The following is a 25,435-nucleotide window of genomic DNA, read 5'->3' on the forward strand; positions in this document are numbered from 1 at the left end:
GAAATTCGCGTTTGAAGCTTCAAGGAGAAGAGAATGGCAAAGATTATCGCCGTAGCAAATCAGAAAGGCGGAGTTGGCAAGACCACAACCGCCGTCAATCTTTCAGCCTCCCTGGCGGCAGCGGAAAAGAAAACTCTGCTGGTTGATATGGACCCTCAAGCAAATGCGTGTAGCGGTCTCGGAATAGATAAAACAGAAATGATTTCAACGGTTTATGATGCTCTTTTGGGCGAAAAATCAGCCTCTGAAGTTATTTGCCAGACGGACCTTGAATGCCTCCAGATGATGCCATCGACAACTGACCTGATTGGTGCCGAGATTGAATTGATCGAAGAAGAAGATCGCGACAAGAAACTGAAAAATGTTTTAGCCGAGATCGTCGATCAATACGAGTATATAATTATAGATTGCCCCCCTTCTTTAAGCCTGCTTACGGTCAATGCCTTGACGGCAGCAAATTCGGTTTTGGTTCCATTGCAGTGCGAGTTTTATGCAATGGAAGGTCTCGGACAACTGATGCAGACCATCCGTCTGGTGCAGCAGGAACTGAACCCTCAACTTGAAATCGGTGGCATTTTGCTGACCATGTATGATGGACGTAACAACCTCTGCAAACAGGTCAGCAGCGAAATCCGTGATCATTTCGGCGACAAGGTTTTTAATGCTGTCGTGCCACGGAATGTCCGCCTTTCTGAAGCCCCCAGCTACGGTCAACCAGCACTGATGTATGATATTGCCTCACGTGGTGCACAGGCCTATATGGAACTTGCCAAAGAGATGCTGACGGGAGGGACCCATGGCTAAACCGAAACGCCCGGCACTGGGAAAAGGAATTGGCGCTCTGCTCAGTTCTGCAGCGCAGGAGGGGGGTAAAAAATACTTCTCCTGCCCAATAGAAGAGTTGCGACCACACAGCCAGCAGCCGCGTAAAACCTTTGATGATGAAAAAATGGCAGAGCTGGTTGCTTCCATTAAAGAGAAGGGCGTTATTCAACCCCTTGTCATCCGGCAGATGTCTGACCACTATCAGATCATCGCCGGAGAACGACGCTGGCGAGCTGCCCAGAAAGCAGGCCTCGAAAGGGTTCCGGTTGTTATTCAGGATGTTACAGAAGACTGGGCGCTGGAAATTGCACTGATCGAAAATATCCAGAGGGAAGATCTCAATGCCGTAGAAGAGGCGACGGCGTATCGTCACTTGATGGATAGTTTTGATCTCTCCCAGGAAGAGGTTGCCAAGCGTGTCGGTAAGGATCGCTCAACGGTGGCCAACGCTCTTCGCCTGTTGCGCCTGCCGAATAAGGTAAAGGATGATTTGTTGGCAAATCGCCTTTCGATGGGACATGCACGTGCTTTGCTCTCGCTGGAGAATGATGAGGATATTTTTGAAGCGAGCGAAGAGGTTATCCGTAAGAAACTCTCGGTGCGTGAAACAGAGAAACTGGTCAAGAAAATCAAAAATTTTACCGGAGATAAAAAACCGGTAGAAAAAGTGATCAAAGAAGTTGATCCAAATATTCTCGAGCTTGAGTCCTCTTTAAAGCAGACTTTGGGGGCACAGGTTAAGCTCTCTCCTAAGGGGAAGGGAGGGAAAATAGAAATCAGCTACCACGATCAGGTTGAATTGGAGCGATTGCTAGAAATGTTCGGGGTCACAGCCTGATCCGCCTCTCTTTTAAATGGTGAAGTAAATGTTCGGTGGAAAAAAACAGGAGCAGCTAGAAATGAAAAAACCGGTGTCGATTGAAAAAGCAGATATCAAAGCGTTTCTTGGACCAGGCAGCAAGTTTGAAGGTAAGCTCAGTTTTGATGAGATGGTAAGGCTGGATGGCAGCTTTGTTGGTGAAATAAACTCAAGCGATACGCTGGTGGTTGGCGATACTGCCGTTATAGAAGGTGAAATCAATGTCGGAGCCTTAATTCTCAGTGGTCAGTTCTCTGGCAATGTCAAAGCGACGACGATGGTGGAGTTGCGCGCTCCAGCAAAGGTAGAGGGGACAATTGAAACCCCGCAATTAAAGATAGAAGAAAAAGTTATTTTTAATGGTCAGGTAAAGATGACGAGCGGGCCGCTAGATTTAAAAGCAAAAAAGTCGGAAAAATAAGCTGCTTATATGATTTTTAATATGAAATGTCTTTTGCTGCAGCTGTTCCGTAAAAAGCGAACACTGTTGTAGAAACGAAGGAATCTTTCTTGACACGATATGCGCGTTGTGGTAGCTATGCGTTGCTTTGCCCCAAGGGCAGGCTTTTTTGATCTCAAATCTTGTATACAGTATACCTAAAAACTAACCATAAACTTACAAAATGAGGTGAGTTAGGTGATCAGTGTTGACTGGACTCTCGGTTTACAATTTGTCAATTTTATTATCCTGCTGATTATTCTCAACAAAATGCTATATAAGCCGTTGAGTAATATCATTGCTGAGCGAAAGCAGGCGATTGACGGTTCGCATGAACATGCAAAAAGCCTTGAAGCGGATATCGAGGATAAGATGCAGCGTTATCAGGAGCAGCTAGGTGAAGCGAAAAAAGCTGCAAATGAAGAACGCAACAAGCTGAAAAAGACCGCAACGGAAGAAGAAACTAAAATTCTTTCCGATGCTCAGGGCAAAGCGACTGCCCGCCTGCAGGCGATCAAGGCTCAGGTAGGTGAGGAAGCAGCTTCAGCGAGCAAAACTCTGAAAAGTGACGCAGAATCTTTGGCCGGCCAGATTGCCACCAAGGTTCTCGGACGTGAACTGGCATAAAGATCTGGAAGGGTTGAAGGTAGTTATGTACAAGAAAACAAGAACAGTTCTGCTGACGTCCTTGCTGCTCGTGTCGATGACTGGTGTGGCGCTCGCTGCTGGTGGTGGTCATGCGGATAGCGGTGTTCTGCTGAAAGACTTCCTCTGGCGGATTCTGAACTTTGGCTGTGTTGTTGCAATTCTGGTCTATTTCCTGCGCAAGCCGCTGAAGAAAGGGCTGGCTGGCCGCACCGAAGAGATCGAGAAAGCTCTGGCAGAAGCGAAAAAAGCCAAAGAAGAAGCCGAAGCTAAATTCGCTGAGTATGATCGCAAGCTGGATCAGGCTACTGAAGAGATTGCCGAAATCAGCGATGCCATCCGCCGCGAAGGTGAGCTGGAGAAGCAGAGAATCATTGCCAACGCTAAAGAGATGGCAGTCAAGATTGAGCAGGATGCTGAAAAAGCGGCCGAACTGGAAGTTGCCAAGGCACGTCGTGAGTTGCAACAAGAGGCGACAGCACTGGCCGTTGAGTTGGCTGAAGGTTTGCTGAAGAAGAACTTCACCAAGGACGATGATGCCCGTCTGATCGACGAGTATATGCAGAAGGTGGGAGAGTTACATTGAGTAGCAGTGCGATTGGAATAAGGTACGCCAAGGCGTTGCTCAACATTGCTTCCGAGCAGAAAAAGGTTGAGCCCTACGCTGAAGAGCTGGCGAATGTTGCGTCGGTCCTGAAGAGCGAAGATCTGTTGCGTCTGTTGCTCGACAGCCCGACTTTTCCGCTGGAAAAGAAAACAGCGATCATGAACGATCTTTGTGAGCTTCTCAAGTTGAGCGAGGGGATGAAGACTTTCCTCAGCCTGCTCCTTGAAAAAGACCGGATCGGCTATGTTCCGCAGATTGAACAGAGCTACCGCAAGTTCGCTGATGAGCAGTCCGGCGTTGTGCGGGCAACGATCACTTCGGCCAACAAGCTTACCAAGGCACGCTCTGAGGCACTGAAGAAAAGCCTTGAGCAGCAGACCGGTAAAAAGATCGTACTTAGCCTAGAAACAGATAAGTCTCTCATCGGTGGCCTCAAGGCCGAGATGGGCGGCAGACTTTTTGACGGTAGTGTGAAAACCCAGCTGAAACGGATTGAAGATACCTTAGCAAAGGGGTAACAGGATTATCATGGAAATCAGAGCAGAAGAAATCAGCGCGATTATCAAGAAGCAGATTGAAGACTTCGGTCGCGAAGTAGAAGTCAGCGAAACCGGTACCATCATTTCGGTTGGTGACGGTATCGCCCGTATCCACGGTCTTGACAAGGCGATGTCCGGTGAGCTCCTCGAGTTCCCTGGCGGCACCATGGGTATGGTTCTGAACCTCGAGGAAGATAACGTCGGTGCGGCGATCCTCGGTGATTCCGAACACATCAAAGAAGGTGACCTGGTCAAGCGGACCGAACAGATCGTGCAGGTTCCGGTTGGTGACGCCCTGGTCGGCCGTGTTGTTAACGGTATCGGTATTCCGATCGACGGCAAAGGAGACATCAAGACCGACACCTACAGCCAGGTTGAGATCAAGGCCCCGGGTATTGTTTCCCGTAAGTCTGTTCATGAGCCGATGCAGACCGGCCTCAAAGCGATCGACGCCATGGTTCCGATCGGTCGTGGCCAGCGTGAGCTGATCATCGGTGACCGTCAGACCGGTAAGACCGCTGTTGCCACTGACACCATCATCAACCAGAAGGGTAACGGCGTTATCTGTATCTACGTCGCTATCGGTCAAAAGCGTTCCACGGTTGCCCAGGTTGTTGAGAAGCTGCGTCAGCACGGTGCGATGGATTACACCATCGTCGTTTCCGCGACCGCTTCCGACCCGGCTCCGCTGCAGTTCATCGCACCCTACACCGGTGTTACCATGGGCGAGATCTTCCGTGACAACGGCAAGCATGCTCTGATCATTTACGATGACCTCTCCAAGCAGGCGGTTGCTTATCGTCAGCTTTCCCTGCTGCTGCGTCGCCCGCCAGGACGTGAGGCATTCCCGGGTGACGTCTTCTACCTGCACAGCCGGTTGCTCGAGCGTGCAGCGAAGCTCTCCGATGCAGAGGGTGCAGGTTCCCTGACTGCTCTGCCGATCATCGAGACCCAGGCGGGTGACGTTTCCGCGTACATCCCGACAAACGTTATCTCGATTACTGACGGTCAGATCTTCCTCGAGACCGACCTGTTCTACTCCGGTGTTCGCCCGGCGATCAACGTTGGTCTGTCGGTTTCCCGAGTCGGTGGTTCGGCTCAGGTCAAAGCGATGAAGCAGGTTGCCGGTACCTTGCGTTTGGCACTCGCTCAGTATCGTGAGATGGCAGCGTTTGCACAGTTCGGTTCCGACCTCGATGCTGCGACCCAGGCCCAGCTTAACCGTGGTGCCCGTCTGGTTGAGATTCTCAAGCAGGGCCAGTACCAGCCGATGCCGGTTGCAACTCAGGTCCTCGCTATCTACGCAGCTAACAACGGCTACGTTGACGAGTACCCGACCACCGCCGTTCAGCGCTACGAGAGTGAAATGCTGGCTTTCATGGGCGCTCAGCACAGCGATATCGTTAAAGAGCTGACCGAGAAGAACAAGATTGACGACGATTTGGAAGCAAAGATCAAGTCGGCTTTGGATGAATTCAAAGGTCAGTTTGTAGCCTGATTCGATAAGGGTTTGGACAGATGCCAAGTCTGAAGGATATTAAAAAACGGATCGGCTCGGTTAAAAATACCCAGCAGATCACCAAGGCGATGAAAATGGTCGCCGCGGCCAAACTGCGTCGTGCCCAGGACGCCGCTGTTGCTGCCCGCCCTTATGCGGAAAAGCTGCAGTCGGTACTGTCGAACCTGGCTGCACGGGAAGAGGCTGATGCCCATCCGCTGCTTAGCCAGCGGGGCACCAGTCGCGCATTGGTCGTGCTGATGACCGCTGACCGCGGTCTCTGTGGCGGTTTCAACGCCAACGTCTCGAAAGAGGCGGAGCGCTTCATCCGTGCCAACGAGCAGGGTTTCGATGACATCGACCTGATGATCATCGGCCGCAAAGGTCGTGATTTCCTCAAGAGTCGCCTCGGTGACAAGATCGTCAAGGTCTATGAGAACATCACTACCGACGCGACTTACAAGACGGCCCAGTTGATCGGTCAGGAAGTTGTTGATGCTTACAGCGAAGAGAAATACGACGCTGTTTTCGTCCTCTACAACGCGTTCCAGAGTGCCATCGTACAGAACGTGACCCTGGAGCAGGTGCTGCCGATTCAGCCGAAAGAAGCTGAAGAGGGTGCCGAAGATAGCATCGACTATATCTACGAGCCGGATAAGGCTGGGGTTCTCTCCGATATCCTGCCGAAGATGGTTGAGGTGCAGTTCTTCCGTGGTCTGCTCGAGTCGAATGCATCTGAGCAAGGAGCTCGGATGTCGGCGATGGACAGTGCCAGCCGGAATGCTTCGGAGATGATCGGCAAACTGACACTGCAGTACAACCGCGCACGTCAGGCAGCTATCACCAAGGAGCTGATGGAAATCATCTCCGGTGCTGAATCGATTAAGTAAGTTAGGTTTCAGACATATAAAGCTTATTCCGCTGGGATAAGGAGGAAAGGTTTAGTTATGAACAAGGGAAAGATCACACAGGTTATTGGTCCTGTTGTTGACGTCGAGTTCGAGCCCGGCAAACTGCCGGAGATCTTCCACGCTGTCAAAATTACCAACCCGTCGTTGGACGACCGTGAGTGGAACCTGGTGTGTGAGGTTGCTCAGCACTTGGGTGAAAACACCGTCCGTACCATCGCTATGGACGCCACCGAAGGTTTGGTTCGCGGTCAGGACGTTCTTGATACCGGCGATCAGATTCTGATGCCGGTCGGCCCGAAAACTCTCGGCCGCATCATGAACGTTGTCGGTGAGCCGGTTGACGAAGCTGGTCCGGTCGAAAATGACAAGGCTTGGGGTATTCACCGCCCGGCTCCGGAATTCGTTAGCCAGTCAACCAAGGTTGAGGCGTTCGAAACCGGTATCAAAGTTGTCGATCTGCTCGCTCCGTACTCCCGGGGTGGTAAGATCGGTCTGTTCGGCGGTGCCGGTGTTGGTAAGACCGTTCTGATCATGGAGCTGATCAACAACGTTGCTCAGCAGCACGGTGGTTTCTCGGTTTTCGCTGGCGTTGGTGAGCGGACTCGTGAGGGTAACGACCTGTGGGAAGAGATGAAAGAGTCGGGCGTTCTCGACAAAGCTGCTCTGATCTACGGTCAGATGAATGAGCCGCCGGGAGCACGTGCACGTGTTGCTCTGTCGGCACTGACTGTTGCTGAATACTTCCGTGATGAGGAAGGTCAGGACGTTCTGCTGTTCGTTGACAACATCTTCCGTTTCACCCAGGCAGGTTCCGAGGTTTCGGCGCTGCTCGGCCGGATTCCTTCCGCCGTTGGTTACCAGCCGACCCTGTCGACCGAGATGGGTGAGCTGCAGGAGCGGATCACCACCACCGACAAAGGTTCCATCACCTCGGTTCAGGCGATCTACGTCCCTGCTGACGACTTGACTGACCCGGCCCCGGCGACTGCATTTGCTCACTTGGATGCGACCACCGTTCTTTCGCGTCAGATTGCCGAGCTCGGTATTTACCCAGCGGTTGACCCGCTCGACTCCACCAGCCGGATCCTCGATCCGCAGGTTATCGGCGAAGAGCACTACAAGGTTGCCCGTGACGTTCAGTACGTGCTGCAGCGTTACAAGGACCTGCAGGACATCATTGCCATCCTCGGTATGGACGAACTCTCTGAGGATGACAAGCTGGTCGTCGCCCGTGCCCGTAAGATTCAGCGTTTCCTCTCGCAGCCGTTCCACGTTGCCGAGGTCTTCACCGGTTCCCCGGGCAAGTACGTTGAGCTGAAGGACACCATCAAGGGGTTCCAGGAAATCCTCGATGGTAAGCACGACAATCTGCCAGAACAGGCTTTCTACCTCGTCGGGACCATCGAAGAGGCGATCGAAAAAGCCAAGGAAATGGCTGCCTAATCGGGCTAAGAGACAAGATTCAAACGTAAAGGACAGTCGCAATGGCTGATAAGCTTACACTCGAAATGGTGACCCCCTATAAGAAGGTGCTCTCGGAGGAGGTCGATGAGATCACAGCTCCCGGTTTTGTCGGTGAGTTGGGTCTGCTGCCTGGCCACACCCCGCTGCTGACCACCTTAAAAGTGGGTGAGCTTTCCTATAAGCGGGGAAGCGAGCAGTTTCACGTTGCTGTGAACTGGGGCTATCTTGAAGTTGCTGATGACAAGGTCACAGTGCTGGTCGATACTGCTGAAAAAGCTGATGAAATCGACCTTAAGCGAGCTGAGGCAGCTCTTGGCCGCGCGGAAGATGCGTTGAAAACCCTGTCTGAAGAAGACAAGCAGTTTAAGGTTATGGAAGCTGCACTTGAGCGGGCCTTGATCCGTATTCAGGTTGCTGGCAAAAAGTAATCAGCGCTTGTCAGATAATCCTAAAAAGGTGTCCGAATTTTCGGGCACCTTTTTTTTGTCAAAATCAGAGGGAAAAGCAGACAAGAGCGATAGGTTATTGACAAGAGGTGCCGCTTTGTTATTAATTAACAAATAGGGTGTTTGCTTGCTCGCTACCCCTTTGTAATTAAATGATTTTTTGAAGAAGGTGATGTTGTTGCGACATCATCCAGGTCAAAGTCACTCCCCGGTGTCGGCCTGTCAGTTACGGCTGAAGTGATATATTCCCTGCAATCAATCGTTATACGGTAGGATTTTATGATTGCGTATAAGAAGCCAGAAAAGCTGACATGCTACACGATTGCCATTTCTTACGCCTCGCTTGGTGGGATGTGGACATTCTTTTCAGATAGCCTTTTCGCTGTTCTGCTGAATCAACCAGAAAACTCACACAAATCTGTCGCCCTCAGTCACTGGCTGTTTATCGCTTTTTCAGCCATCCTGCTTTACTGGTTGCTGCGTTTTTGGGATGTCGCTATCAGCTATTCGCAGGAATCTCTACGTGAAGCAAACCGAGCACTGCGCAGTATCAGTGAGTGCACCAAGGCTATTACTCGGATCACCGACGAGCAGGAGTTGATGAAGGAGATTTGCCGTATCTTCGTCAAGGTTGGCGGTTACAGATGTGCCTGGGTCGGTTTTGCTGAGCAGGATGAAGACAAAACCTTGCGTCCTGTGGCTTATTGGGGTTTTGAAGATAATTTTATCGACAACATGCAAGCGACCTGGGCCGACTCAGAGCGGGGCCGAGGACCTGCTGGTACGACGATAAGAACTGGGAAAACAACAGTTTTTCAAAATTTTAAAACAAATCCTGATTATCTGCCCTGGCGTGATGCTGCACTGAGAAGCGGTTACGAATCCGGGATTTCATTGCCGCTACGGGAGGCTGGGGAAGTTTTCGGTGCTCTGGTGATTTTTGCAGACGAAGTTAATGCTTTTGATCCCGAAGAGATCGTCCGTATGGAAGAGCTTGCCGATGATTTGTCTTACGGTATCAAGACAATCCGTATGAACGATGAACGTGAGCACGCGCTGGAAGAAAGGATGCTCCTTGCAGCGGCCATTGAGCAGGCATCCAACGGTGTATTAACGTTTGACCGTGATGGAATCATCCAGTACATGAATTCTTCGTATGAAGGAATATGTGGTGCTGCTGCCGAAGACTCCGTTGGCAAAAGTATCCACAGTTTTGAATGCTGCCTGCGCAACCGAAGCTTCTATGAATCGATAAAGATGGCAATCGATACCGGCATGGTGCAAAGCGGACACTTTGATAATGAGCGCAGTGATGGAAACCGCTATGTCGTTCATGCGCGGATATCGCCGGTACGAGGTGCCACCGGAAGCGTCAGTCGCTATGTGGTTATCGTGCGAGATGTCACCAATGAAACTCAGTTGCAGCGTCAACTGAGACAAGCGCAAAAGCTGGAAGCAATCGCCACACTGTCCGGGGGAATTGCGCACGATTTCAATAATATTCTTGCTGTTATCATTACGAATACCGAGATGACCCTTGAAGACATCCCCGATGATGACCCCCTGAAGAAAAGTCTCGAGATTGTATTAAAAGCAGGTTTTCGCGGTAAAGACCTGGTTAAACAGATCCTGACTCTGAGCCGAAGAACAGAGCAGGAGAAACAGCCGGTGCAGATAGCTAACATTGTCGAAGAATGTTTCAATCTGCTGCGCGCTTCTTTGCCAACAACGATTGAAGTGAAGAAGTGGGTTGCTAATGATGTTGGTGAAATTGCCGCCGATCCGACCCAGATTCATCAAGTCGTGATGAATCTCTGTACCAATGCTGCTGATGCCATGAGAGAAAATGGAGGCAGCCTCGGTGTTGTGCTGGAAGAGGTTGAGCTTGACGAAGATGCATGCAAGTCATATCCAGGTTTGGAGCCGGGCGAATATATTGAGTTGCAGGTTTCTGATACCGGACATGGCATGGACAGGGAAACCATGGAACGAATCTTCGATCCTTTTTATTCGACCAAGACACAAGGAAAGGGAACTGGACTTGGCTTATCGGTAGTTCACGGTATTATCAAGGGCTACGAAGGCGCTATCACAGTTGATAGCGTTCCGGATCGTGGAACAATTTTTTCAGTACTGTTTCCAAAGTTGAAAGAAAAGCTGAATATTATACCGCAGCGCGTTGTGAATTTTGAACATCAGGGAAATGAGCGTATCCTGTTTGTCGATGATGAAGAGGATTATGTTCGCGGCAAAGCGAAAATGCTAAGTCGGATGGGCTATAGTGTCACCCCGCAAACCGATAGCAGGAAGTGTCTAGAGCTGTTTCGCGCAAACCCGAACGATTTCGATCTTGTGATTACTGACCAGACTATGCCGAACATGACGGGAGAGGCGCTGGCACGTGAGTTGTTGGCGATCCGCCCAGATCTGCCGATAATTCTTTGTTCTGGCTCCTCGCCGGAAACAGATCCAGCATTGCGACCGGAAAATGCGCAAAGTATCGGTATTCGGGAAGTGCTGCTGAAACCGGTCGGTAAAGATGAAATGAACGATGCAATCCGTCGCCAATTGAATGCCCAAGTGATTGAAATGCCACGAGGAGAGTATGCCAAATATTCTTATCATCGATGACGATGACATGATGTGCACAACCCTGACCACGCTGGTAGAACGCAAAGGCCATACTGCGCACAGCTGTATGACCTTGCAAGAGGGGATTGCTGCCGCTAACTCACAGGACTTCGATGTTGTTTTTCTCGACGTCAAGATGCCGGACGGAAATGGTCTGGACGCCTTGCCGAAGATAGAAGCTAGCCCATCTTCACCGGAAGTCATCATTATGACTGGCTTCGGTGATGCCAGCGGGGCTGAACTTGCAATCAAAAGCGGCGCCTGGGATTACATCGAAAAAGGGTTCTCGGTCAAAGAGATCACTCTCTCGCTCGAGCGGGCATTGCAGTATCGGCAGGAAAAAAGGGAAGTATTACAAGCGCGCAAATCGGCGACATTGAAGCGTGAAGGCATTATCGGCTCCAGTGTCAGTCTGAAAGGGTGTCTCGACATGATCGCGCAGTCGGCGGAGAGCGACGCCAATGTCTTCATTACCGGAGAAACCGGTACAGGGAAAGAGCTCTTCGCCCGAGCTGTCCATGAGAACAGCCACCGCAGCAAAGAAAATTTTGTTGTTGTCGATTGCACCTCGCTGCCGGAAACGCTGGTCGAAAGCCTGTTATTCGGCCATGAAAAAGGGTCCTTCACCGGCGCCGACAAAGCCCAGGATGGTCTCGTCCGGCAAGCGCACAAAGGGACTCTCTTCCTTGATGAAGTGGGCGAGTTACCGATGTCGCTGCAGAAAGCATTTTTGCGCGTTCTGCAGGAGCACCGTTTCCGCCCTCTCGGCAGTAACCGCGAAGTAGAAAGCGATTTCCGCCTGGTTGCAGCGACCAACCGTGATCTTGATGAAATGGTCAAGCAGGGAAAGTTTCGCAGCGACCTTCTGTTCCGGCTGCGTTCTTTTATTATCGAACTGCCTCCACTGCGCGAACGGCGGGAAGATATCAAAGATCTGACCCGCTACCATATCGATAAATTCTGCGCCTACTACGGGTTACCATCCAAGGGCTTTTCGCCGGAGTTCATCGACACGCTGTGCAATTACTCCTGGCCGGGCAACGTTCGTGAGTTTGTCAATACGATTGATCGTGTGTTAGCAACGGCGCGCTTTGAGCAAACCCTTTTTCCCAAACACCTGCCCAGTCATATCCGAGTGCAGGTTGCTCAGTCTTCCCTTGAAGGAGGTTCGCAACCGCTCCCTGATGCCCCTCAGCAACCGGTTCAGCGGCTGCCGAAACTGCAGGAGTTCCGTGATACGGTCTATGCCCAGGCCGAGCAACAGTACCTGACCGATTTGATGGAGGTTTCGGGCAAAGATATCCCGGAAGCCTGTCGCATCTCCGGATTGTCACAATCGCGACTGTATGCGCTGCTGAAAAAATACGCCATTAATCGCAATAGCTAGCTTCCATAAATCTTCCTCGGCAATAAGAAAAATTCCTGTCCCGCAAGAATTTTCTTGCGGGACAGGGGATCTTCCCTCCCCTGTAATCACCCTTATATTTCCATAAAAACAGGTAGTTAGTCGTTTGTGCCGGGTTGGCATGCGTAATGCTAATTAAGCTGTGCGTATCGGAGTAACAATCGAGAGGTGATTGTGAAATGAAAAAAACGCAAGTTTATAAAGCGACTGAAGAGAAGAGTGTGCCCGGCCCCGGGAATCGTTACGAACTGGCAATTGATGAATCGGTAGCTACGGAGCTGCTGCACCATTTGATTGTCTGGGTGCAGCTGCCGGACGTCGAGCGCCGGCAGCTCGATATCCGGTTGGCGGGAAACGTTTTGACGATTAAGGAAGCTGAGGAGAAAGTCATTGATTTTACGAATCTCCAGCGTTCCCAGATCGTTGGTAACAGCCCGGAGCTGAAGACCTGCCTGAATCAGGTCGCAAGAGCCGCATGCAAAGAGGATGCGGTTCTGATCTGCGGTGAAACCGGGACCGGCAAAGAATTGTTTGCCCGCGCAGTGCATCAGAACAGCCGCCGCGATGGGGAGAACTTTGTCGTTGTCGACTGCCGATCCATCCCCGAATCTATTGCGGAGAAGCTCCTGCTGGGGCAGCCCCGCAGCGCTCGTTTCGGTCATCACGGTCTCCTGCCGCAGGCGAATAAAGGGACCCTGTTTCTTGATGAAGTTGCTGACCTGCCCAGTTCGACGCAGAGATTGTTTTACCGGCTGCTACAAGATGAGAAATATCGACCGGTCGGCGCAGTGACGGATATCCGCGTCAACTTCCGCCTGATTGCAGCGACGAACAGAAACCTTCAGCAGTTGGCAGAGCAGGGAAAGTTTGATCCTGTTTTGTTGCACATGCTTCAACAGCACGTTGTCGAAATCCCGCCTTTGCGAAAGCGCAAAGGGGATATTTCTCTACTCACCGACTACTTCCTGACAAACTTCTGCAAATCGAGAAATATTGCTTTGAAAGAGCAGTCTCCCGAATTCCAGGAGATGCTCAATTCCTACCCCTGGCCGGGAAATGTTCGTGAGCTCGAAAACAGTCTCGTTCAAGCGCTGTTGGCGGCGCGTAACAAGAAGACCCTGTTCCCGAAAGATTTGCCGTCTCACATTCGTGTGCACGTGAAAAAATCATCTGTTGGCCGGAAGAAGAAGGCTGTTGAAGATTTCAGCTTCGATGATGATCTGTTCGGCGGCCTCTTTGCGACGGACAACCCCCTGTGAGATGTCACCAGGTGACCTTATTCCTTTCTCGCAACAAAAATTCCTGCAGGGCAATTCTTGTCGAACAGGAATTTACTGCTGGGCAAGAATTTTCTCGCAGGAAAAGAAGGGGGGATGGTTCGGAAAGGTAATCCCTTGAAGAAGTTAAAGTGCTGATTTTTAAAGGTAAAAAACAAAAAAATAAAACATTTTACAAGTTGGTACGTTGGTTGCTCATAGAAATAATTACAGAAACAACTTCATGAAATGAAAGGAGTTCGAGATGAAAAAGAAGCTTATCTATTCCGTGGTCGCAGTGGTCGTTGCCGCCGTTGCAGCAGCTGGACTGATGGCTGTGGATTTCGGTCCGAGTATGACCCCTATGGCAAAGTTTTTCCTGGTCTTCTTCGGAGCCATCATTGTTTTGCAGGTTGTTCCAGCAGCCATTCTATTCGGTTGCATCGTTAAAGAAGTTCTCTTTGGTGCCCGCAAAAACGCTCTGAGCGAAAGCCAGAGCGAAAAAAGCGCTGCTTCTTAAATAGAGGATTGCATTATGAAGGCACGGAAAATTCTCATTGTTGATAAAGACCCGGTAGCTCGTCAGCAGTTGGCCGACTTCTTTGAAGAATCGAACTACCATGTGGATACCACTGCTTCAGCTGCTTTTGTGGTTGCCCATATCATCAAAAAGAATCAGCCGATCATTCTGCTGGGTAACAGCTTCGAGGAAAAGATCAGTCCGGCGGAGGTCGTTTCCCTGCTGAGAGAATGCAACAAAGAATTGAATATCATACTGATTTCTGATGAGAACTCACCGGAAATGCTTCGCAAGGTGAGGGAAAAAGGAATCTTTTATCACTCCCTGAAACCCCATACCCGTGAAGACAACGAAGAGCTTCTGTCTGTTGTTGAGTGCGCGGTTGGGGATTTGGGAACAGCTCTAACTTAATGGTTTAACGACCATACAAAACCTGGAAAAGGAGAAAACGATGAAAAAGGTATTGAGCGCAGCATTCAGCATGATGGTACTGGCGACTCCTGTTCTGGCCGAGACCGGTGCACGGGAAGATAGCAGTAATGTTCTGGTTTGGGCGTTTCTGGGCATTTGCGGTTTGATCATCTTCCTGCAGATGGTTCCGGTTGCCACTTTGGCATTCGGCCTGATCAAGGGCGTTTTCAGTAAAAAGGAAGCCATGGAAGACGAGCTGGAAACAGCGACCAGCAAGTACCGCTAATCGGACGTTCGATGATGCCGCAGTAAAGAGCAGGAGTGTAACGATGCAACAGCCTCTATTGAAATCCCTTTTACTGGGAAGTTATGTCGCGAGCCTGGTTCTGATCTGGTCGCTGCACGAGAAGCTGGATGCTTTTGTTCTGCTGCTGGCGGTTTTTGTTCTGGCTTATTGCAGCATCATCGTTCTGTCTCAGTTAGCTTCAATATTGGGTGCATTATGTCATTGGAGAGTGGCGGAAAGCCGGGAGTGTCGGGAGGAGAAACAGGAGGCACCCGCGGTTGTTTTTGAAACAGAATCTGAAGCCACCTGAGCCTTCAAGTCAAAGGATATGAAAATGAAGAACGCTTCTAAACCACGCTTTATGTGGCTCTGCATACTGCTTGTGCTGCTGTTCCCACTGGGGGCTTTAGCAATGGATAGTGAAGAATGTCAGGGCTGTCATGGTGATATCGATTCAGTTGGTGAAGACCTTTACATCAATGAAGCGGCCTATGGCCATACCGCGCATTCGGGGATGGGCTGCATGGCCTGCCACGAAGAGGTATCGGATGAGCATCCGGACGATGGTGCATCGATTTCAGCCTCAAGCTGCAGTGATTGCCATGAAGAAGTCGAAACCGAGTACATGGCAAGTGCGCATGCCGAGAATGCAACCTGCGGTGATTGCCACAATCCGCATACAGCGCTCGGACTGGCTGATGTTTCTGGTCATGATATGAACCAGCAGTGTTCCAACTGTCACGAGAATACCGACGTGGTTGAAAGTCATGCCGACTGGTTGCCGCAGGCCGATCTTCACGTTGCAAAACTGCCATGTATCTCCTGCCATACAGGTTCGGAAGACTATGTCATCATCCTGCATATTATCCAGAAGGAAAGCGAAGCAGCTTTCGGTGACTTCGAAATCTCCAAGCATCAGGACCTGCAAGCGCTCGCCGGTGACAAAAAAGTTCAAAGCCTGGTCGATCTGAACAGCGATAACTTCATCTCCCTGGCGGAATTGCGCACTTTCAATCGTAATCCAGACTACAAGTCGATGCGGTTGCAGGCAACCATGACCCCGAAGGAAGCCAGCCACTCGGTCAAGACCCTGGATAACCGTTGGGATTGCAGCTTTTGCCATACCTCCGGAACTGAAAATATGCAGACCAGCTTCCTGGCGCTGCCGAACGATGAAGGGACCTTCTCTCGCATAGAAGTTGAAGAGGGAGCAGTTTTGCATGCCCTGACCGGTACCCCTGACTTTTACATGATGGGCACCACCCGCAGCGCTTCGCTGAATATCATTGGCCTGCTCATCATCATCGGCGGAACCTTGATGCCGATCGGACACGGTACTCTGCGCTTCTTGACCCGTAAAAACAGAAAACACTAAAAGGGGAATATCGTCATGGCTGAAAAGAAAATGATCTACCTGCAACCGACACCTGTTCGTATCTGGCACTGGCTGAACGCCCTCGGAATCGTGACTCTCTGTGTTACCGGAGCCCAGATCCGTTTCCCCGAATACGTGCCTTTGTTCGGTAACTACAAAAACGCTATCCTGCTGCACAACACAGCTGGTTTCGTGGTCGCAATCTCTTTCTCGATCTGGTTCTTCTACTATGCTTTTGTTGCTCGCAGCATGGGTAAGATTTATGTCCCGACCAAAGACGATCTGCAGTCCGGGATCCTGCGCCAGGCCAAGTTCTATTTCCTGACCTACTTCCTTGGCTGGGAAAACCCGCACCATCCGAGCCCGGAAGACAAGTTCAATCCGCTGCAGAAGTCAGCTTATCTGGCCATCATGTTTGTGCTGGTGCCGCTGGTCAGCCTGTCCGGTATTCTGCTGACCAACGTTGACCCACTGCGCGGCCTGATCATCATGGTCGGCGGACTGAAGATCTTGATGGGGCTGCATTTCCTGTTGGCCTGTTCGCTCTGCGCGTTTCTCTTCACCCACATCTACCTGGCAACCTTGGGCCACACCCCGTTTGCCCACTTTAAGCCGATGTGGACCGGTTGGGAAGAAGAGCTGGAAGAGCATCATTCACCGGCAGCACACTGAGAAGTAGCGGAACTAAGGGAAGTCGGATTATCAGAAGACCTCGCAAATGAAAACGGAGGTAAGCATGATCAGACAGAATCAGCAGAATGCGATGACAGCTCGGCAGAAGAGCTTGGATATTCAGGCCGTTTCACGTCGCAGTCTCACGGAAGCTTTGCTGTTTATCCTGGTCAGCATTGAGGCTTTCGAGCTGAGAAGTTTCGATCTGCTCGCCTCCGTTTCCGCTCCGGTTCGAGATCTTCTTGGCTATCCGCCACCGGCTTATCTCGTCAGTATCGCTTTAGCAGTCTACTGCTTTTCGGCCCTGACTATCGCATTGACCCAGCTGGCCAACAATGCCGAGCCGACACCCCATTGGTCGCACCTCGGCTACCGGTCGATGTTCTATGTGTTCTACGGCGTTTCCGGGTCGCTGGCGAACAACTTTATGGCAGTCTTTTTCATCGGCCTTTTCCTCTATGCCGTTGAGCAGGCACATGTCTGGATATATGCACAGCATCTGGAACATAAAGAGGAAGAGCTCCTGGGACAACGCTAGTTCGGGGTTGAATATGCAGTAGAAAAAAGGGCCTGCCCTTGGGAGAGGGGGCAGGCCCTTTTTTGTTCAGATGCTCGTGGTATAGGTGGGAAGTTGCTGCAGAGAAATTTCCAGGTCGCCAAGACTGTGGGCTTCAAGGGTCATGGTCGGGTTGAGTTTGTGCTTTGCAAGCAGAGAGAATAACGCGGAAAAATCGATATTTCCCGCTCCGACCGGCAAATGCTGGTCGCTTTCACCGAAGTTGTCATGCAGGTGTAGATGTTTCACGTGGCGACCGAGCCTGTCGAACCAATCCTCCAGAGCCTCATCACAGAAGATATTCCAATGGCCGACATCGAAACAGTGCCCGAAAGTGTCTGATCCCAGACTGGCGAAGAGTTGCTGATAAACGGCAGAGGTGCTTTCGTAAATATTTTCCATCGTGATGATGGTGCCGATTTCGCGCGCCTGCTCAATATATTCAGGCCAGAAAGCAAGGGCATGTTCGAGCCAGCTTTGTTGTACCTTTTCTTTTGATTGATAGGGGATGCCGGGGTGAAAGACGATACAGCGGGCTTGAATCACTTTTGCCAGTTGCAGCGATTGCTGTACCAGGCTGTGAGCGGTTTTTTGCAGCCGTTTTTTGCTGCTGCCTGGGTTGAAGCCACTGAATGGCGCATGCAGAGTGGTGTTCAGCTGTTTTTCCCGCAGCTGGGCAGAAGCTTCTTTTATCTCGCCGAAATCGAGCTGTTCGATGCTCACTTCCTGGCAGGCGACTTCGGGCTGCAGGTTGCGATTGAGCAGAAAATTCAGCCGACTGCTGAGCAAATGAGCCGGGGTATGAACAAACAGCTTTTCAGACATTTTTTATCCGTTCAATGCGATCTTTTCCAGTTTTTTGATATCGGGAGATTTTCCCAGCGCAATCAGAATATCATCTGCATCAATGGTGACACCAGGATCAGGGTTGAACATCATCTGCTGATTTTTCTTGATGCCGACGATGATCAGTCCCAGGTTTTTTCGGATTCCGGAATCAATCAGATTTTTTCCGACCAGTCGGGAAGCGGCATTCACCTGAATTTCTTCCATTTGTAGCTCAATGTTGTTGGCTCCGATGGCGATTTCAATGAAATCGACGACCGAGGGCCGCAGAATTGCCTGAGCGATCCGTGATGCGCCTATTTTGTAGGGAGAAATGACTTTGTTGGCACCAGCGCGCATCAATTTCACCTGGGCACTGTCCTCGCTGGCGCGGGCAAGGATAAACAGGTCCGGGTTGATGCCGCGTGCGGTCAAAGTGATAAAAACATTGGCTGAGTCGGAGGTGACGACGGTGATGAGCCCCTTGGCTTCGCGAATCCCGGCCTTCTCCAGCACATCATCATTGGTTGCGTCGCCCTGAACGAACAGTATGCCGGCCTCTTCCAGCTGTTGGCAGCGCTCAGGCTCCTGCTCGACAACGATGAAGGGGAGCGGCTTGGCGGAGAACTCCTGACAGACCATGCGACCGATTCGCCCGTACCCGCAAATGATGTAATGATCTTTCAGGTTACTAATCTGCTTCTGCAATTTTTTCCTCCCCAATACCCGGCGCAACTGGCCTTCAACCATAAACTGAAACATTGAGCCGATGGTGTAGGCAAGGGTGCCTGTGCCCGTTACGATCAGGACGATAGTAAAAACTTTGCCCTCGTAAGACAGGTCGTACACCTCTTTGTAGCCGACCGTTGCCAAGGTGATGACCGTCATATAAAGGGCTTCAAAGGTTGCCCAGTCTTCGATGATGACATAACCGGCTGTGCCGCCGCCGATCAGGATGAACAGGGTCAGCAGGGAGAGCAGGACTTTACGCAAGGGATCCATCGGAGCTCCAGTGAAAAAGACGTTTTATGATAGCTATCCGGGGCGGAAAAAACAAGGAAGAGCTGGGCAAAAGCCGCGTATACAGGGGGGCTCAGAAAATGATTGACTTATACTGTATACTGTATACAATTTACAAAATTTACGATGGGGAGAAGCAGCTGTGAAGAGCAAACCGATTGAAAGACACCAGACGCTGCGGGAAAAAATCCTCGAAACGATCCGCGAGGCAATCCTTAAAGGGAATTTGAAACCTGGGGAAAAAGTTGCCGAACCGGAACTGGCGGAACGTTTCGGGATCAGCCGAACACCAATCAGGGAAGCCTTTCGACAACTGGAATCGGAAGGGTACCTGACCGTTATCCCGCGAAAGGGGGCCGTGGTTGCCGCACTATCTGAGCAGGATGTGCAGGAGTACTACGCCATCAAGAGCATCCTGGAAGGGTATGCTGCCGAGCTTGCGGCTGACAAGCTTTCGGAAAAAGAGCTGGAGAAGCTTGAAGGGATCAACGACAAGCTGAAACAGCTGGCTGAAGAGGGGGATGTCAAATCCTTCTATCGGGTGCACAACGAGTTTCATGACCTGTTTCTGAAAGCCTCCGGCAACAACAAGCTGGTTGAGCTGATTCAGCAACTTGGCATGAAGTTCAATCGCCTGCGGATGGCCTCACTTTCGGTTGAGGGGCGCATGCACATTTCGGTGGCGGAACATGACAAGCTTCTTGAGGCTTTCCGTCGTCACGATGGCGAAACCGCCGAGAGCCTGGTAAAAAAAACTGCAGCGATTGGCGGGAAGGTGTTACTCGAGAGCTTGAACCAAGCGGAAGGAGGTCAGGGTAAGAAATCTATTCTTGAACAACGTATCGACGTTTAATTTGGATTTAAAAATTCGCGACCTCGTCGCTTGAATATATAACACTGAGGGCCCCGGTTGATGATCGGGGCCCTCAGTGTTTTCAAGTCAAATATTGAGAAATTCCTTCTTTAAAATCAGTTAGTTCCAGCTGTAGATCTTTCTGCCATTCTGCCGGGTCACAGATATTCTCTTCCAGCAGCATTTGCAGTTGGTCGCTGGTCATCGGAAATTGTGGTAACGACTGCATAACCGATACGACAGGTTTCATCAAAAGCAGCGGTTGATGGATTTTGCAGACCGATTTTTTTCCTAATGTCGCTCCTATCAAGTCGAGAATCTGATTGTAGCTGTAAGCTTCCGGGCCTCCACAGTGGTAAGTTTTGCCAGATGTCTCTGGTGTATCGAGGGCGTTGACGAACCCCGCTGCAACATCCGTCACGGCGACTGGTTGCAGCCGATATTTGCCATCTCCCATCACCGGCACGACCGGCAGTTTGCGGATCAGCCCGGCCAGCATATTCACAAACATGTCATCCTTGCCAAAAATCAGTGACGGCCGGAAAATTGTCCAGTCAAGCCCGCTTTCGCGCACGAGTTGCTCTGCGGCCCACTTGGTTTTGTGGTAACCCGTTATGGCGTCGGAACGAGTGCCGTTGGCACTCATCTGCAGGAAACGAGACACTCCCTGCACTTTGGCTGCGTGTAACAAGTTTCTGGTTGTTTCAGTGTGCAAGCGCTCAAAGGTGATGTTGCGACCGGGAAACTCACGGATGATGCCGACCAGATTTATAACGACATCGCAGCCTTGCAATGCTGCCTGCAGGCTTTCTGCTAGTGTTGTGTCGCCTTGAATGATCTCGACATCTGGATTTTCTGCAGTCTGCTTTTGACTATGGCAGAGGAGTCGAACCTGATGACCTTTCTGCAGCAATTGCCGTTGCACTTCCTGACCAACAAAACCTGTCCCGCCAGTAAGAAAAACTTTCATAGAGCGCTCCTTGAAAACCCGGAAAACAAAAGTATAATTGGTTGTTAGTAAAACACTGTTCTTTGAATTGTTGCCTTTAAAATGTTCTTTTCTATGCTTTATAAATTAGTTGTTCATATATGCCTATAGATAAATTTTTAAGTTTTCGTGATGGGTTTATTTTTATGGTCCCATAACGTTGTTATTGTCTTGTGTGTCTTTTCCAGCAGCGACCTGTATGCCTCTAGTGTATCAATTTGTATCGCCGCTCGACAGGGGTCGGGAAAATTTAGAGAGGAGGATGACGGATGCACGATCAGGAAAAAGTTTCTCAAACTGGTGCTGTCTCTGAAGAAATCCTGAAAAAATGGGAATTGCGCGGTGTCAGCCGACGCAGTTTTCTCAAGTTTTGCTCCTTGATGACAGCAACCCTGGCGCTGCCAGCAGGCTTGATGGGGCAGGTTGCCGAAGCGCTTGAGGCTGACAATCGGCCACCGGTGATTTGGATGGAATTTCAAGGGTGCACCGGTGATTCCGAGGCTTTCCTGCGAGCCAACCAGCCGACAGCGGCCGAGGTGATCCTCGATTACCTGTCGATCGATTACCACGAAACCATCATGGCGGCCGCCGGTCATCAGGCTGAAGAAGCCAAGCACCAAACCTTTGAAAAATATAAAGGCAAGTATATCGCCGTGGTCGAGGGTTCAATCCCAATGGCGGATAACGGTGTCTATTGCACCATCGCCGGTGATTCGGCGCTGAACATCGTGCGTAAAATCTGCAGTAACGCCGCGGCGACCATCGCCGTCGGTTCCTGCTCTTCCTATGGCGGTATTCCTGCCGCCAACCCGAACCCGACTGGTGCCGCTTCTGTCGCTGAAGCGGTTCCCGGGGTAAAGGTGGTCAATATGCCGGGCTGCCCAGTGAATGCGGATAACCTGACAGCTGTCATCGTTCATTACCTGACCTTCGGCAAATTGCCGGCAACAGATCGCTTCGGTCGGCCCAAGTTTGCTTACGGCAAACGGATTCACGATAACTGCGAGCGCCGCGGTCATTTCGATGCAGGCCAGTATGCCGAGAGCTTCGGTGATGCCGGGCACCGACAGGGGTGGTGCCTGTACAAGCTGGGTTGCAAAGGGCCGGAGACCTTCCACAACTGTCCGACGGTACGCTACAACGAGGGCACCAGTTGGCCGGTTCAGGCTGGTCATGGCTGTATCGGTTGCAGTGAGCCCTATTTCTGGGACAGCATGACTCCTTTCTACAAAAGGCTGCCAGAGGTGCCCGGTTTCGGTATCGAGTCCTCCGTCGATAAGATCGGACTGGCCCTTGCTGCTGCGACCGCCGGGGCTTTTGCCGCCCACGGCGTCGCCAGTTCGCTCCGCAAAGGCGATAAACTCGAGGCCGATCAAGTGGTGAAGGAGGATTAGGTTATGGCGAAAAAAATCGTTGTCGATCCGATCACACGCATTGAAGGTCACCTGCGGATAGAGGCACAGATCGAAGGGGGCAAGATCCAGAATGCCTGGAGTTCTTCAACGGCCTTTCGCGGTATAGAAACCATCCTCAAAGGACGAGACCCGCGTGACGCTCATCACTTCGTCCAGCGTTTCTGCGGGGTTTGCACCACGGTTCACTCTATGGCCAGTATTCGTGCGGTGGAAGATGCCCTGGGGATCCAGGTCCCGGATAACGCCCGGCTGATCCGCAACCTGATCATGGCGATCCAGAACGTGCAGGATCATGTGATCCATTTCTACCACCTGCACGCCCTCGACTGGGTCGATGTGGTCAGCGCTCTGTCGGCCGACCCGAAGAAGACAGCCTCGCTGGCACAATCGATCTCCGATTGGCCGATGGCCAGCGTCAAATACTTTCAGGGTGTCCAGGAACGGGTCAAGGCCTTCGTCGGCACCGGTCGCCTTGGCCCCTTCGCCAATGCCTATTGGGGGCACAGCGCTTACAAGCTTCCGCCGGAAGCGAACTTGATGGCGGTTGCGCACTACCTGCAAGCGCTCGAATGGCAGAAAGATATCATCAAAATTCACGCTATTCTCGGCTCGAAGAATCCGCACCCGCAGACCTTCCTCGTCGGTGGCATGTCAATTCCGGTCGATCCCAACAGCCAGAATGCCATCAATGCAGATAAGCTGGCGCTGATCAGTAAACTGCTGAAAAAATCCCGTACTTTTGTTGAACAGGTTTATATCCCTGACCTGCTTGCCGTCGCTTCTTTTTACAAAGACTGGGCCGGGATCGGTGAAGGTGTCGGAAACTATCTCAGCTACGGTGATTTCCCGATGGATAACAGCGGTGGAGTCGACAGCCTCTACTTCCCGCGTGGCATCATCATGGGTAAGGATCTGGCCAATGTGATGGCGCTGGATGAGAGCATGATCACTGAGTACGTGACTCACAGCTGGTACAGCTACAGCGATGGCGATGACAAGGGTAAGCATCCTTACGACGGCGAGACCAACCACAACTACACTGGGCCGCAACCGCCCTACGATTTCCTCGATACCGACAACAAGTACAGCTGGGTCAAGGCGCCGCGCTACATGGATCACCCGATGGAGGTTGGTCCGCTGGCGCGGGTGCTGGTGGCTTACGCAGCCGGCAACGCCGACGCCAAGGGGGCGGTCGATTCCGTTCTCGAACAGCTGGGAGTTGGCCCGGCAGCGCTCTTCTCAACCCTCGGCCGAACGGCGGCACGTGGTGTCGATTGCTTGATGCTGGCGCAGAAGGCTGAGCACTGGTTGAATCAGCTGGCCGATAACATGGGACGTGGCGTACTTGATGTGCATAACGGTGAAAAGTGGGATCCGGCGACCTGGCCGAAAGAGGCACAGGGCTTCGGTTATCACGAAGCTCCGCGCGGTGGTTTGGGCCACTGGATCCGCATCGAAAACGGGGCGATCAAAAACTACCAGGCGGTGGTTCCCTCAACCTGGAACGCTGGGCCACGCGATCCGAGCGGGAACCTTGGGCCTTACGAATCGGCCTTGATCGGTACGCCGATCGCCGATGAGAAGCAGCCGCTGGAGATTCTGCGTACAATCCACTCCTTCGACCCCTGCCTGGCCTGTGCGGTGCATCTGCTCGACGGCCACGGCAACGAAATCATCAGGGTGCGGGCTCTTTAGCAGAGGAGGCGAAGCCATGTTACAGATACGTTACGTCTGGGAACTGCCGGTTCGCATCACCCACTGGGTTAATGCTCTCTGCGTGCTGGTACTATCGGTCACCGGCTATTATATCGGCAATCCGTTTTACACCGCGGGCAGCTCGGCAGAATACATTATGGGCTGGAACCGTTTTATCCACTTCCTTTTCGGCTATATTCTGCTGGTGTCGATGATGGCGCGTGCCTACTGGTTTCTCGTCGGCAATCAGCATTCGTCCTGGCGGATGTTTTTTCCCTGGGCGACGTCGGAAGGGCGCAAGAATGCGCTGACGTTTTTCCGCTACTACACCTTCACCGGGCCGAAGCTGCCCTATGAGGTTGGCCATAATCCACTCGCCTGTATGGCTTATGCCTCTGTTTTTACCCTGTTTGCCGTTCAGATCGTCAGCGGCTTTACCCTTTATGGTCAGTTTCAGCCGGACAGTTTCTGGTTTGCGATCTTTGGTTGGCTGCCACCGCTGATCGATCTGCAGACCTTGCGTCTGGCTCATCATGTCGTGATGTGGCTGTTGATCGGTTTCTTCATCAACCACCTCTACAGTGCCTGGCTGATGGACGTCAAAGAGATGAACGGTGTCATGAGCAGTATTTTCAGTGGCTACAAGTTTGTCGAAAAGGACGATCTCTGATGTCGATCCTGATACTTGGTTTGGGTAACCTGCTGATGACTGATGATGCTCTCGGTAGCCGATGTGTGGCCGAGCTGGAAAAGCGTTTTGTTTTTCCAGAGTCGGTCACGCTGCTGGATGGTGGAACTCTGGGGCTCGATTTATTGCCGCGATTGGAACCTGTTGACAGGCTGCTGGTTATTGATGCCCTGCAGATGAAGGCAGAGCCGGGAACCCTGTTCCGTTTGCACGGGGATGAGGTCCCGCGCGCGTTTGCCAACAAGCTTTCTGTTCACCAGATGGGGCTGCAGGACCTGCTGGCGGTCGCTGAACTTCAGGGAATTCTGCCGTCACAACTGGTTGTTCTTGGCGTACAGGCTGAATCGATCGAAATGGGACTGGAAATGAGTTCGCCAGTCGAGGCTGCCCTCCCCCGATTGCTTGATGCGGTTGCGGCCGAGTTGCTTGCCTGGGGGGTGGATGTGTCTCTAGCAGCTTGAATCTGTTGCGGTTGAAAAGTCAATCCGGACGGGAAAACGGCTATGTTTTAGTGAGGCTAAAAACAATAGTCGTTTTTCGTTTCATTTTTCTCTCTGCCGAAATTATGTCTATTGAAACAAAAAAAGTGATTTTTCCCCGAAAAAA

The 25,435-nt window shown here is 51.5% G+C and carries 28 protein-coding genes; 25 read left to right on the forward strand and 3 right to left on the reverse strand.

Annotated features, from left to right (window positions below; translation table 11 throughout):
- The first annotated feature begins 33 nt into the window (after positions 1 to 33).
- The 20 genes from BUB13_RS12455 to BUB13_RS12550 all read left to right on the forward strand — a co-directional run bounded on the left by BUB13_RS12455 (position 34) and on the right by BUB13_RS12550 (position 17,327).
- Positions 34 to 804: a ParA family protein gene (locus BUB13_RS12455; RefSeq protein ID WP_072909096.1), complete on the forward strand. Its 771-nt coding sequence runs from the start codon at positions 34 to 36 to the stop codon at positions 802 to 804.
- Positions 797 to 1,663, forward strand: coding sequence for a ParB/RepB/Spo0J family partition protein (locus BUB13_RS12460; RefSeq protein ID WP_072909097.1), 867 nt, complete (start codon positions 797 to 799; stop codon positions 1,661 to 1,663). The genes BUB13_RS12455 and BUB13_RS12460 overlap by 8 nt, the downstream gene beginning before the upstream one ends.
- A 28-nt stretch (positions 1,664 to 1,691) precedes the next feature.
- Positions 1,692 to 2,105, forward strand: a complete 414-nt coding sequence (locus BUB13_RS12465) for a bactofilin family protein (protein ID WP_072909098.1) — start codon at positions 1,692 to 1,694, stop codon at positions 2,103 to 2,105.
- A 216-nt stretch (positions 2,106 to 2,321) separates the two neighbouring features.
- Positions 2,322 to 2,750 carry an ATP synthase F0 subunit B gene (locus BUB13_RS12470; protein WP_072909099.1) on the forward strand — a complete coding sequence of 143 codons (429 nt, stop codon included), beginning with the start codon at positions 2,322 to 2,324 and terminating at the stop codon, positions 2,748 to 2,750.
- A 25-nt stretch (positions 2,751 to 2,775) separates the two neighbouring features.
- Positions 2,776 to 3,354, forward strand: coding sequence for a F0F1 ATP synthase subunit B family protein (locus BUB13_RS12475; RefSeq protein WP_072909179.1), 579 nt, complete (start codon positions 2,776 to 2,778; stop codon positions 3,352 to 3,354).
- Positions 3,351 to 3,893 carry an ATP synthase F1 subunit delta gene (gene atpH, locus BUB13_RS12480; protein ID WP_072909100.1) on the forward strand — a complete coding sequence of 181 codons (543 nt, stop codon included), beginning with the start codon at positions 3,351 to 3,353 and terminating at the stop codon, positions 3,891 to 3,893. Before BUB13_RS12475 ends, atpH begins: the two co-directional genes overlap by 4 nt.
- Before the next feature lie 10 nt (positions 3,894 to 3,903).
- On the forward strand, positions 3,904 to 5,412 hold the full coding sequence (gene atpA, locus BUB13_RS12485) for a F0F1 ATP synthase subunit alpha (RefSeq protein ID WP_072909101.1): 1,509 nt from the start codon (positions 3,904 to 3,906) through the stop codon (positions 5,410 to 5,412).
- 20 nt (positions 5,413 to 5,432) lie between these two features.
- Entirely contained in the window at positions 5,433 to 6,302 is an 870-nt protein-coding gene (locus BUB13_RS12490; protein WP_072909102.1) for a F0F1 ATP synthase subunit gamma, read from the forward strand.
- A gap of 57 nt (positions 6,303 to 6,359) precedes the next feature.
- A complete protein-coding gene (atpD, locus tag BUB13_RS12495) occupies positions 6,360 to 7,766 on the forward strand; it encodes a F0F1 ATP synthase subunit beta (protein WP_072909103.1) in 1,407 nt (468 codons plus the stop codon).
- A 41-nt stretch (positions 7,767 to 7,807) separates the two neighbouring features.
- Positions 7,808 to 8,215 (forward strand): F0F1 ATP synthase subunit epsilon, encoded by a 408-nt coding sequence (locus BUB13_RS12500; RefSeq protein ID WP_072909104.1) that lies wholly within the window; start codon positions 7,808 to 7,810, stop codon positions 8,213 to 8,215.
- A gap of 297 nt (positions 8,216 to 8,512) precedes the next feature.
- Positions 8,513 to 10,864, forward strand: a complete 2,352-nt coding sequence (locus BUB13_RS12505) for a hybrid sensor histidine kinase/response regulator (protein WP_072909105.1) — start codon at positions 8,513 to 8,515, stop codon at positions 10,862 to 10,864.
- Entirely contained in the window at positions 10,839 to 12,251 is a 1,413-nt protein-coding gene (locus BUB13_RS12510; protein WP_072909106.1) for a sigma-54-dependent transcriptional regulator, read from the forward strand. The genes BUB13_RS12505 and BUB13_RS12510 overlap by 26 nt, the downstream gene beginning before the upstream one ends.
- Before the next feature lie 197 nt (positions 12,252 to 12,448).
- On the forward strand, positions 12,449 to 13,528 hold the full coding sequence (locus BUB13_RS12515) for a sigma 54-interacting transcriptional regulator (protein WP_072909107.1): 1,080 nt from the start codon (positions 12,449 to 12,451) through the stop codon (positions 13,526 to 13,528).
- Positions 13,529 to 13,790: 262 nt separating this feature from the next.
- Positions 13,791 to 14,045 (forward strand): hypothetical protein, encoded by a 255-nt coding sequence (locus BUB13_RS12520; protein WP_072909108.1) that lies wholly within the window; start codon positions 13,791 to 13,793, stop codon positions 14,043 to 14,045.
- A 15-nt stretch (positions 14,046 to 14,060) separates the two neighbouring features.
- Positions 14,061 to 14,456: a response regulator gene (locus BUB13_RS12525; protein ID WP_072909109.1), complete on the forward strand. Its 396-nt coding sequence runs from the start codon at positions 14,061 to 14,063 to the stop codon at positions 14,454 to 14,456.
- Between the two features lie 40 nt (positions 14,457 to 14,496).
- Positions 14,497 to 14,742, forward strand: coding sequence for a hypothetical protein (locus tag BUB13_RS12530; RefSeq protein WP_072909110.1), 246 nt, complete (start codon positions 14,497 to 14,499; stop codon positions 14,740 to 14,742).
- 43 nt (positions 14,743 to 14,785) lie between these two features.
- A complete protein-coding gene (locus BUB13_RS12535) occupies positions 14,786 to 15,052 on the forward strand; it encodes a hypothetical protein (protein WP_072909111.1) in 267 nt (88 codons plus the stop codon).
- Positions 15,053 to 15,076: 24 nt separating this feature from the next.
- On the forward strand, positions 15,077 to 16,117 hold the full coding sequence (locus BUB13_RS12540; RefSeq protein WP_072909112.1) for a cytochrome C: 1,041 nt from the start codon (positions 15,077 to 15,079) through the stop codon (positions 16,115 to 16,117).
- Positions 16,118 to 16,132: 15 nt separating this feature from the next.
- On the forward strand, positions 16,133 to 16,789 hold the full coding sequence (locus tag BUB13_RS12545) for a cytochrome b/b6 domain-containing protein (protein WP_072909113.1): 657 nt from the start codon (positions 16,133 to 16,135) through the stop codon (positions 16,787 to 16,789).
- Between the two features lie 64 nt (positions 16,790 to 16,853).
- Positions 16,854 to 17,327 (forward strand): hypothetical protein, encoded by a 474-nt coding sequence (locus tag BUB13_RS12550; RefSeq protein WP_072909114.1) that lies wholly within the window; start codon positions 16,854 to 16,856, stop codon positions 17,325 to 17,327.
- Positions 17,328 to 17,393: 66 nt separating this feature from the next.
- Here the strand turns inward: BUB13_RS12550 and BUB13_RS12555 are convergent, their stop codons facing one another.
- Both BUB13_RS12555 and BUB13_RS12560 read right to left on the reverse strand, forming a co-directional pair.
- Positions 17,394 to 18,170, reverse strand: a complete 777-nt coding sequence (locus BUB13_RS12555) for a sugar phosphate isomerase/epimerase family protein (RefSeq protein ID WP_072909115.1) — start codon at positions 18,168 to 18,170, stop codon at positions 17,394 to 17,396.
- A gap of 3 nt (positions 18,171 to 18,173) precedes the next feature.
- Positions 18,174 to 19,172: a potassium channel family protein gene (locus BUB13_RS12560; protein WP_072909116.1), complete on the reverse strand. Its 999-nt coding sequence runs from the start codon at positions 19,170 to 19,172 to the stop codon at positions 18,174 to 18,176.
- Positions 19,173 to 19,332: 160 nt separating this feature from the next.
- Between BUB13_RS12560 and BUB13_RS12565 the strand changes: the two genes are divergently transcribed.
- Complete coding sequence (locus BUB13_RS12565; RefSeq protein WP_072909117.1) at positions 19,333 to 20,043, forward strand: GntR family transcriptional regulator; 711 nt, start codon at positions 19,333 to 19,335, stop codon at positions 20,041 to 20,043.
- 82 nt (positions 20,044 to 20,125) lie between these two features.
- Here BUB13_RS12565 and BUB13_RS12570 read toward each other — a convergent pair whose 3' ends face one another.
- Positions 20,126 to 21,013, reverse strand: coding sequence for a complex I NDUFA9 subunit family protein (locus BUB13_RS12570; RefSeq protein WP_072909118.1), 888 nt, complete (start codon positions 21,011 to 21,013; stop codon positions 20,126 to 20,128).
- 287 nt (positions 21,014 to 21,300) lie between these two features.
- Here BUB13_RS12570 and BUB13_RS12575 point away from each other — a divergent pair, with 287 nt between their 5' ends.
- The 4 genes from BUB13_RS12575 to BUB13_RS12590 are packed head-to-tail and all read left to right on the forward strand — an operon-like array spanning position 21,301 to position 25,290.
- The gene (locus BUB13_RS12575; protein WP_072909119.1) at positions 21,301 to 22,425 is read left to right on the forward strand and encodes a hydrogenase small subunit; all 1,125 of its coding nucleotides are present in this window, start codon (positions 21,301 to 21,303) and stop codon (positions 22,423 to 22,425) included.
- Positions 22,426 to 22,428: 3 nt separating this feature from the next.
- Positions 22,429 to 24,141, forward strand: coding sequence for a nickel-dependent hydrogenase large subunit (locus tag BUB13_RS12580; RefSeq protein WP_072909120.1), 1,713 nt, complete (start codon positions 22,429 to 22,431; stop codon positions 24,139 to 24,141).
- Between the two features lie 16 nt (positions 24,142 to 24,157).
- Positions 24,158 to 24,811 (forward strand): Ni/Fe-hydrogenase, b-type cytochrome subunit, encoded by a 654-nt coding sequence (cybH, locus tag BUB13_RS12585; RefSeq protein WP_072909121.1) that lies wholly within the window; start codon positions 24,158 to 24,160, stop codon positions 24,809 to 24,811.
- Positions 24,811 to 25,290 (forward strand): HyaD/HybD family hydrogenase maturation endopeptidase, encoded by a 480-nt coding sequence (locus BUB13_RS12590; protein WP_072909122.1) that lies wholly within the window; start codon positions 24,811 to 24,813, stop codon positions 25,288 to 25,290. The genes cybH and BUB13_RS12590 overlap by 1 nt, the downstream gene beginning before the upstream one ends.
- The last annotated feature ends 145 nt before the right edge of the window (positions 25,291 to 25,435 follow it).

The sequence above is a fragment of the Malonomonas rubra DSM 5091 genome (genome assembly GCF_900142125.1).
GTDB lineage: Bacteria > Desulfobacterota > Desulfuromonadia > Desulfuromonadales > Geopsychrobacteraceae > Malonomonas > Malonomonas rubra.

Coding starts and splice junctions, on each gene's coding strand:
- atpA (WP_072909101.1), top strand. CDS start 3,904: ATGGAAATCAGAGCAGAAGAAATCAGCGCGATTATCAAGAAGCAGATT.
- BUB13_RS12515 (WP_072909107.1), top strand. CDS start 12,449: ATGAAAAAAACGCAAGTTTATAAAGCGACTGAAGAGAAGAGTGTGCCC.
- BUB13_RS12575 (WP_072909119.1), top strand. CDS start 21,301: ATGCACGATCAGGAAAAAGTTTCTCAAACTGGTGCTGTCTCTGAAGAA.
- BUB13_RS12560 (WP_072909116.1), bottom strand. CDS start 19,172: ATGGATCCCTTGCGTAAAGTCCTGCTCTCCCTGCTGACCCTGTTCATC.
- BUB13_RS12465 (WP_072909098.1), top strand. CDS start 1,692: ATGTTCGGTGGAAAAAAACAGGAGCAGCTAGAAATGAAAAAACCGGTG.
- BUB13_RS12550 (WP_072909114.1), top strand. CDS start 16,854: ATGATCAGACAGAATCAGCAGAATGCGATGACAGCTCGGCAGAAGAGC.
- BUB13_RS12520 (WP_072909108.1), top strand. CDS start 13,791: ATGAAAAAGAAGCTTATCTATTCCGTGGTCGCAGTGGTCGTTGCCGCC.
- BUB13_RS12570 (WP_072909118.1), bottom strand. CDS start 21,013: ATGAAAGTTTTTCTTACTGGCGGGACAGGTTTTGTTGGTCAGGAAGTG.
- BUB13_RS12535 (WP_072909111.1), top strand. CDS start 14,786: ATGCAACAGCCTCTATTGAAATCCCTTTTACTGGGAAGTTATGTCGCG.
- BUB13_RS12590 (WP_072909122.1), top strand. CDS start 24,811: ATGTCGATCCTGATACTTGGTTTGGGTAACCTGCTGATGACTGATGAT.
- BUB13_RS12555 (WP_072909115.1), bottom strand. CDS start 18,170: ATGTCTGAAAAGCTGTTTGTTCATACCCCGGCTCATTTGCTCAGCAGT.
- atpD (WP_072909103.1), top strand. CDS start 6,360: ATGAACAAGGGAAAGATCACACAGGTTATTGGTCCTGTTGTTGACGTC.
- BUB13_RS12500 (WP_072909104.1), top strand. CDS start 7,808: ATGGCTGATAAGCTTACACTCGAAATGGTGACCCCCTATAAGAAGGTG.
- BUB13_RS12545 (WP_072909113.1), top strand. CDS start 16,133: ATGGCTGAAAAGAAAATGATCTACCTGCAACCGACACCTGTTCGTATC.
- BUB13_RS12525 (WP_072909109.1), top strand. CDS start 14,061: ATGAAGGCACGGAAAATTCTCATTGTTGATAAAGACCCGGTAGCTCGT.
- BUB13_RS12475 (WP_072909179.1), top strand. CDS start 2,776: ATGTACAAGAAAACAAGAACAGTTCTGCTGACGTCCTTGCTGCTCGTG.
- cybH (WP_072909121.1), top strand. CDS start 24,158: ATGTTACAGATACGTTACGTCTGGGAACTGCCGGTTCGCATCACCCAC.
- BUB13_RS12490 (WP_072909102.1), top strand. CDS start 5,433: ATGCCAAGTCTGAAGGATATTAAAAAACGGATCGGCTCGGTTAAAAAT.
- BUB13_RS12460 (WP_072909097.1), top strand. CDS start 797: ATGGCTAAACCGAAACGCCCGGCACTGGGAAAAGGAATTGGCGCTCTG.
- BUB13_RS12540 (WP_072909112.1), top strand. CDS start 15,077: ATGAAGAACGCTTCTAAACCACGCTTTATGTGGCTCTGCATACTGCTT.
- BUB13_RS12530 (WP_072909110.1), top strand. CDS start 14,497: ATGAAAAAGGTATTGAGCGCAGCATTCAGCATGATGGTACTGGCGACT.
- BUB13_RS12455 (WP_072909096.1), top strand. CDS start 34: ATGGCAAAGATTATCGCCGTAGCAAATCAGAAAGGCGGAGTTGGCAAG.
- BUB13_RS12505 (WP_072909105.1), top strand. CDS start 8,513: ATGATTGCGTATAAGAAGCCAGAAAAGCTGACATGCTACACGATTGCC.
- BUB13_RS12580 (WP_072909120.1), top strand. CDS start 22,429: ATGGCGAAAAAAATCGTTGTCGATCCGATCACACGCATTGAAGGTCAC.
- BUB13_RS12510 (WP_072909106.1), top strand. CDS start 10,839: ATGCCAAATATTCTTATCATCGATGACGATGACATGATGTGCACAACC.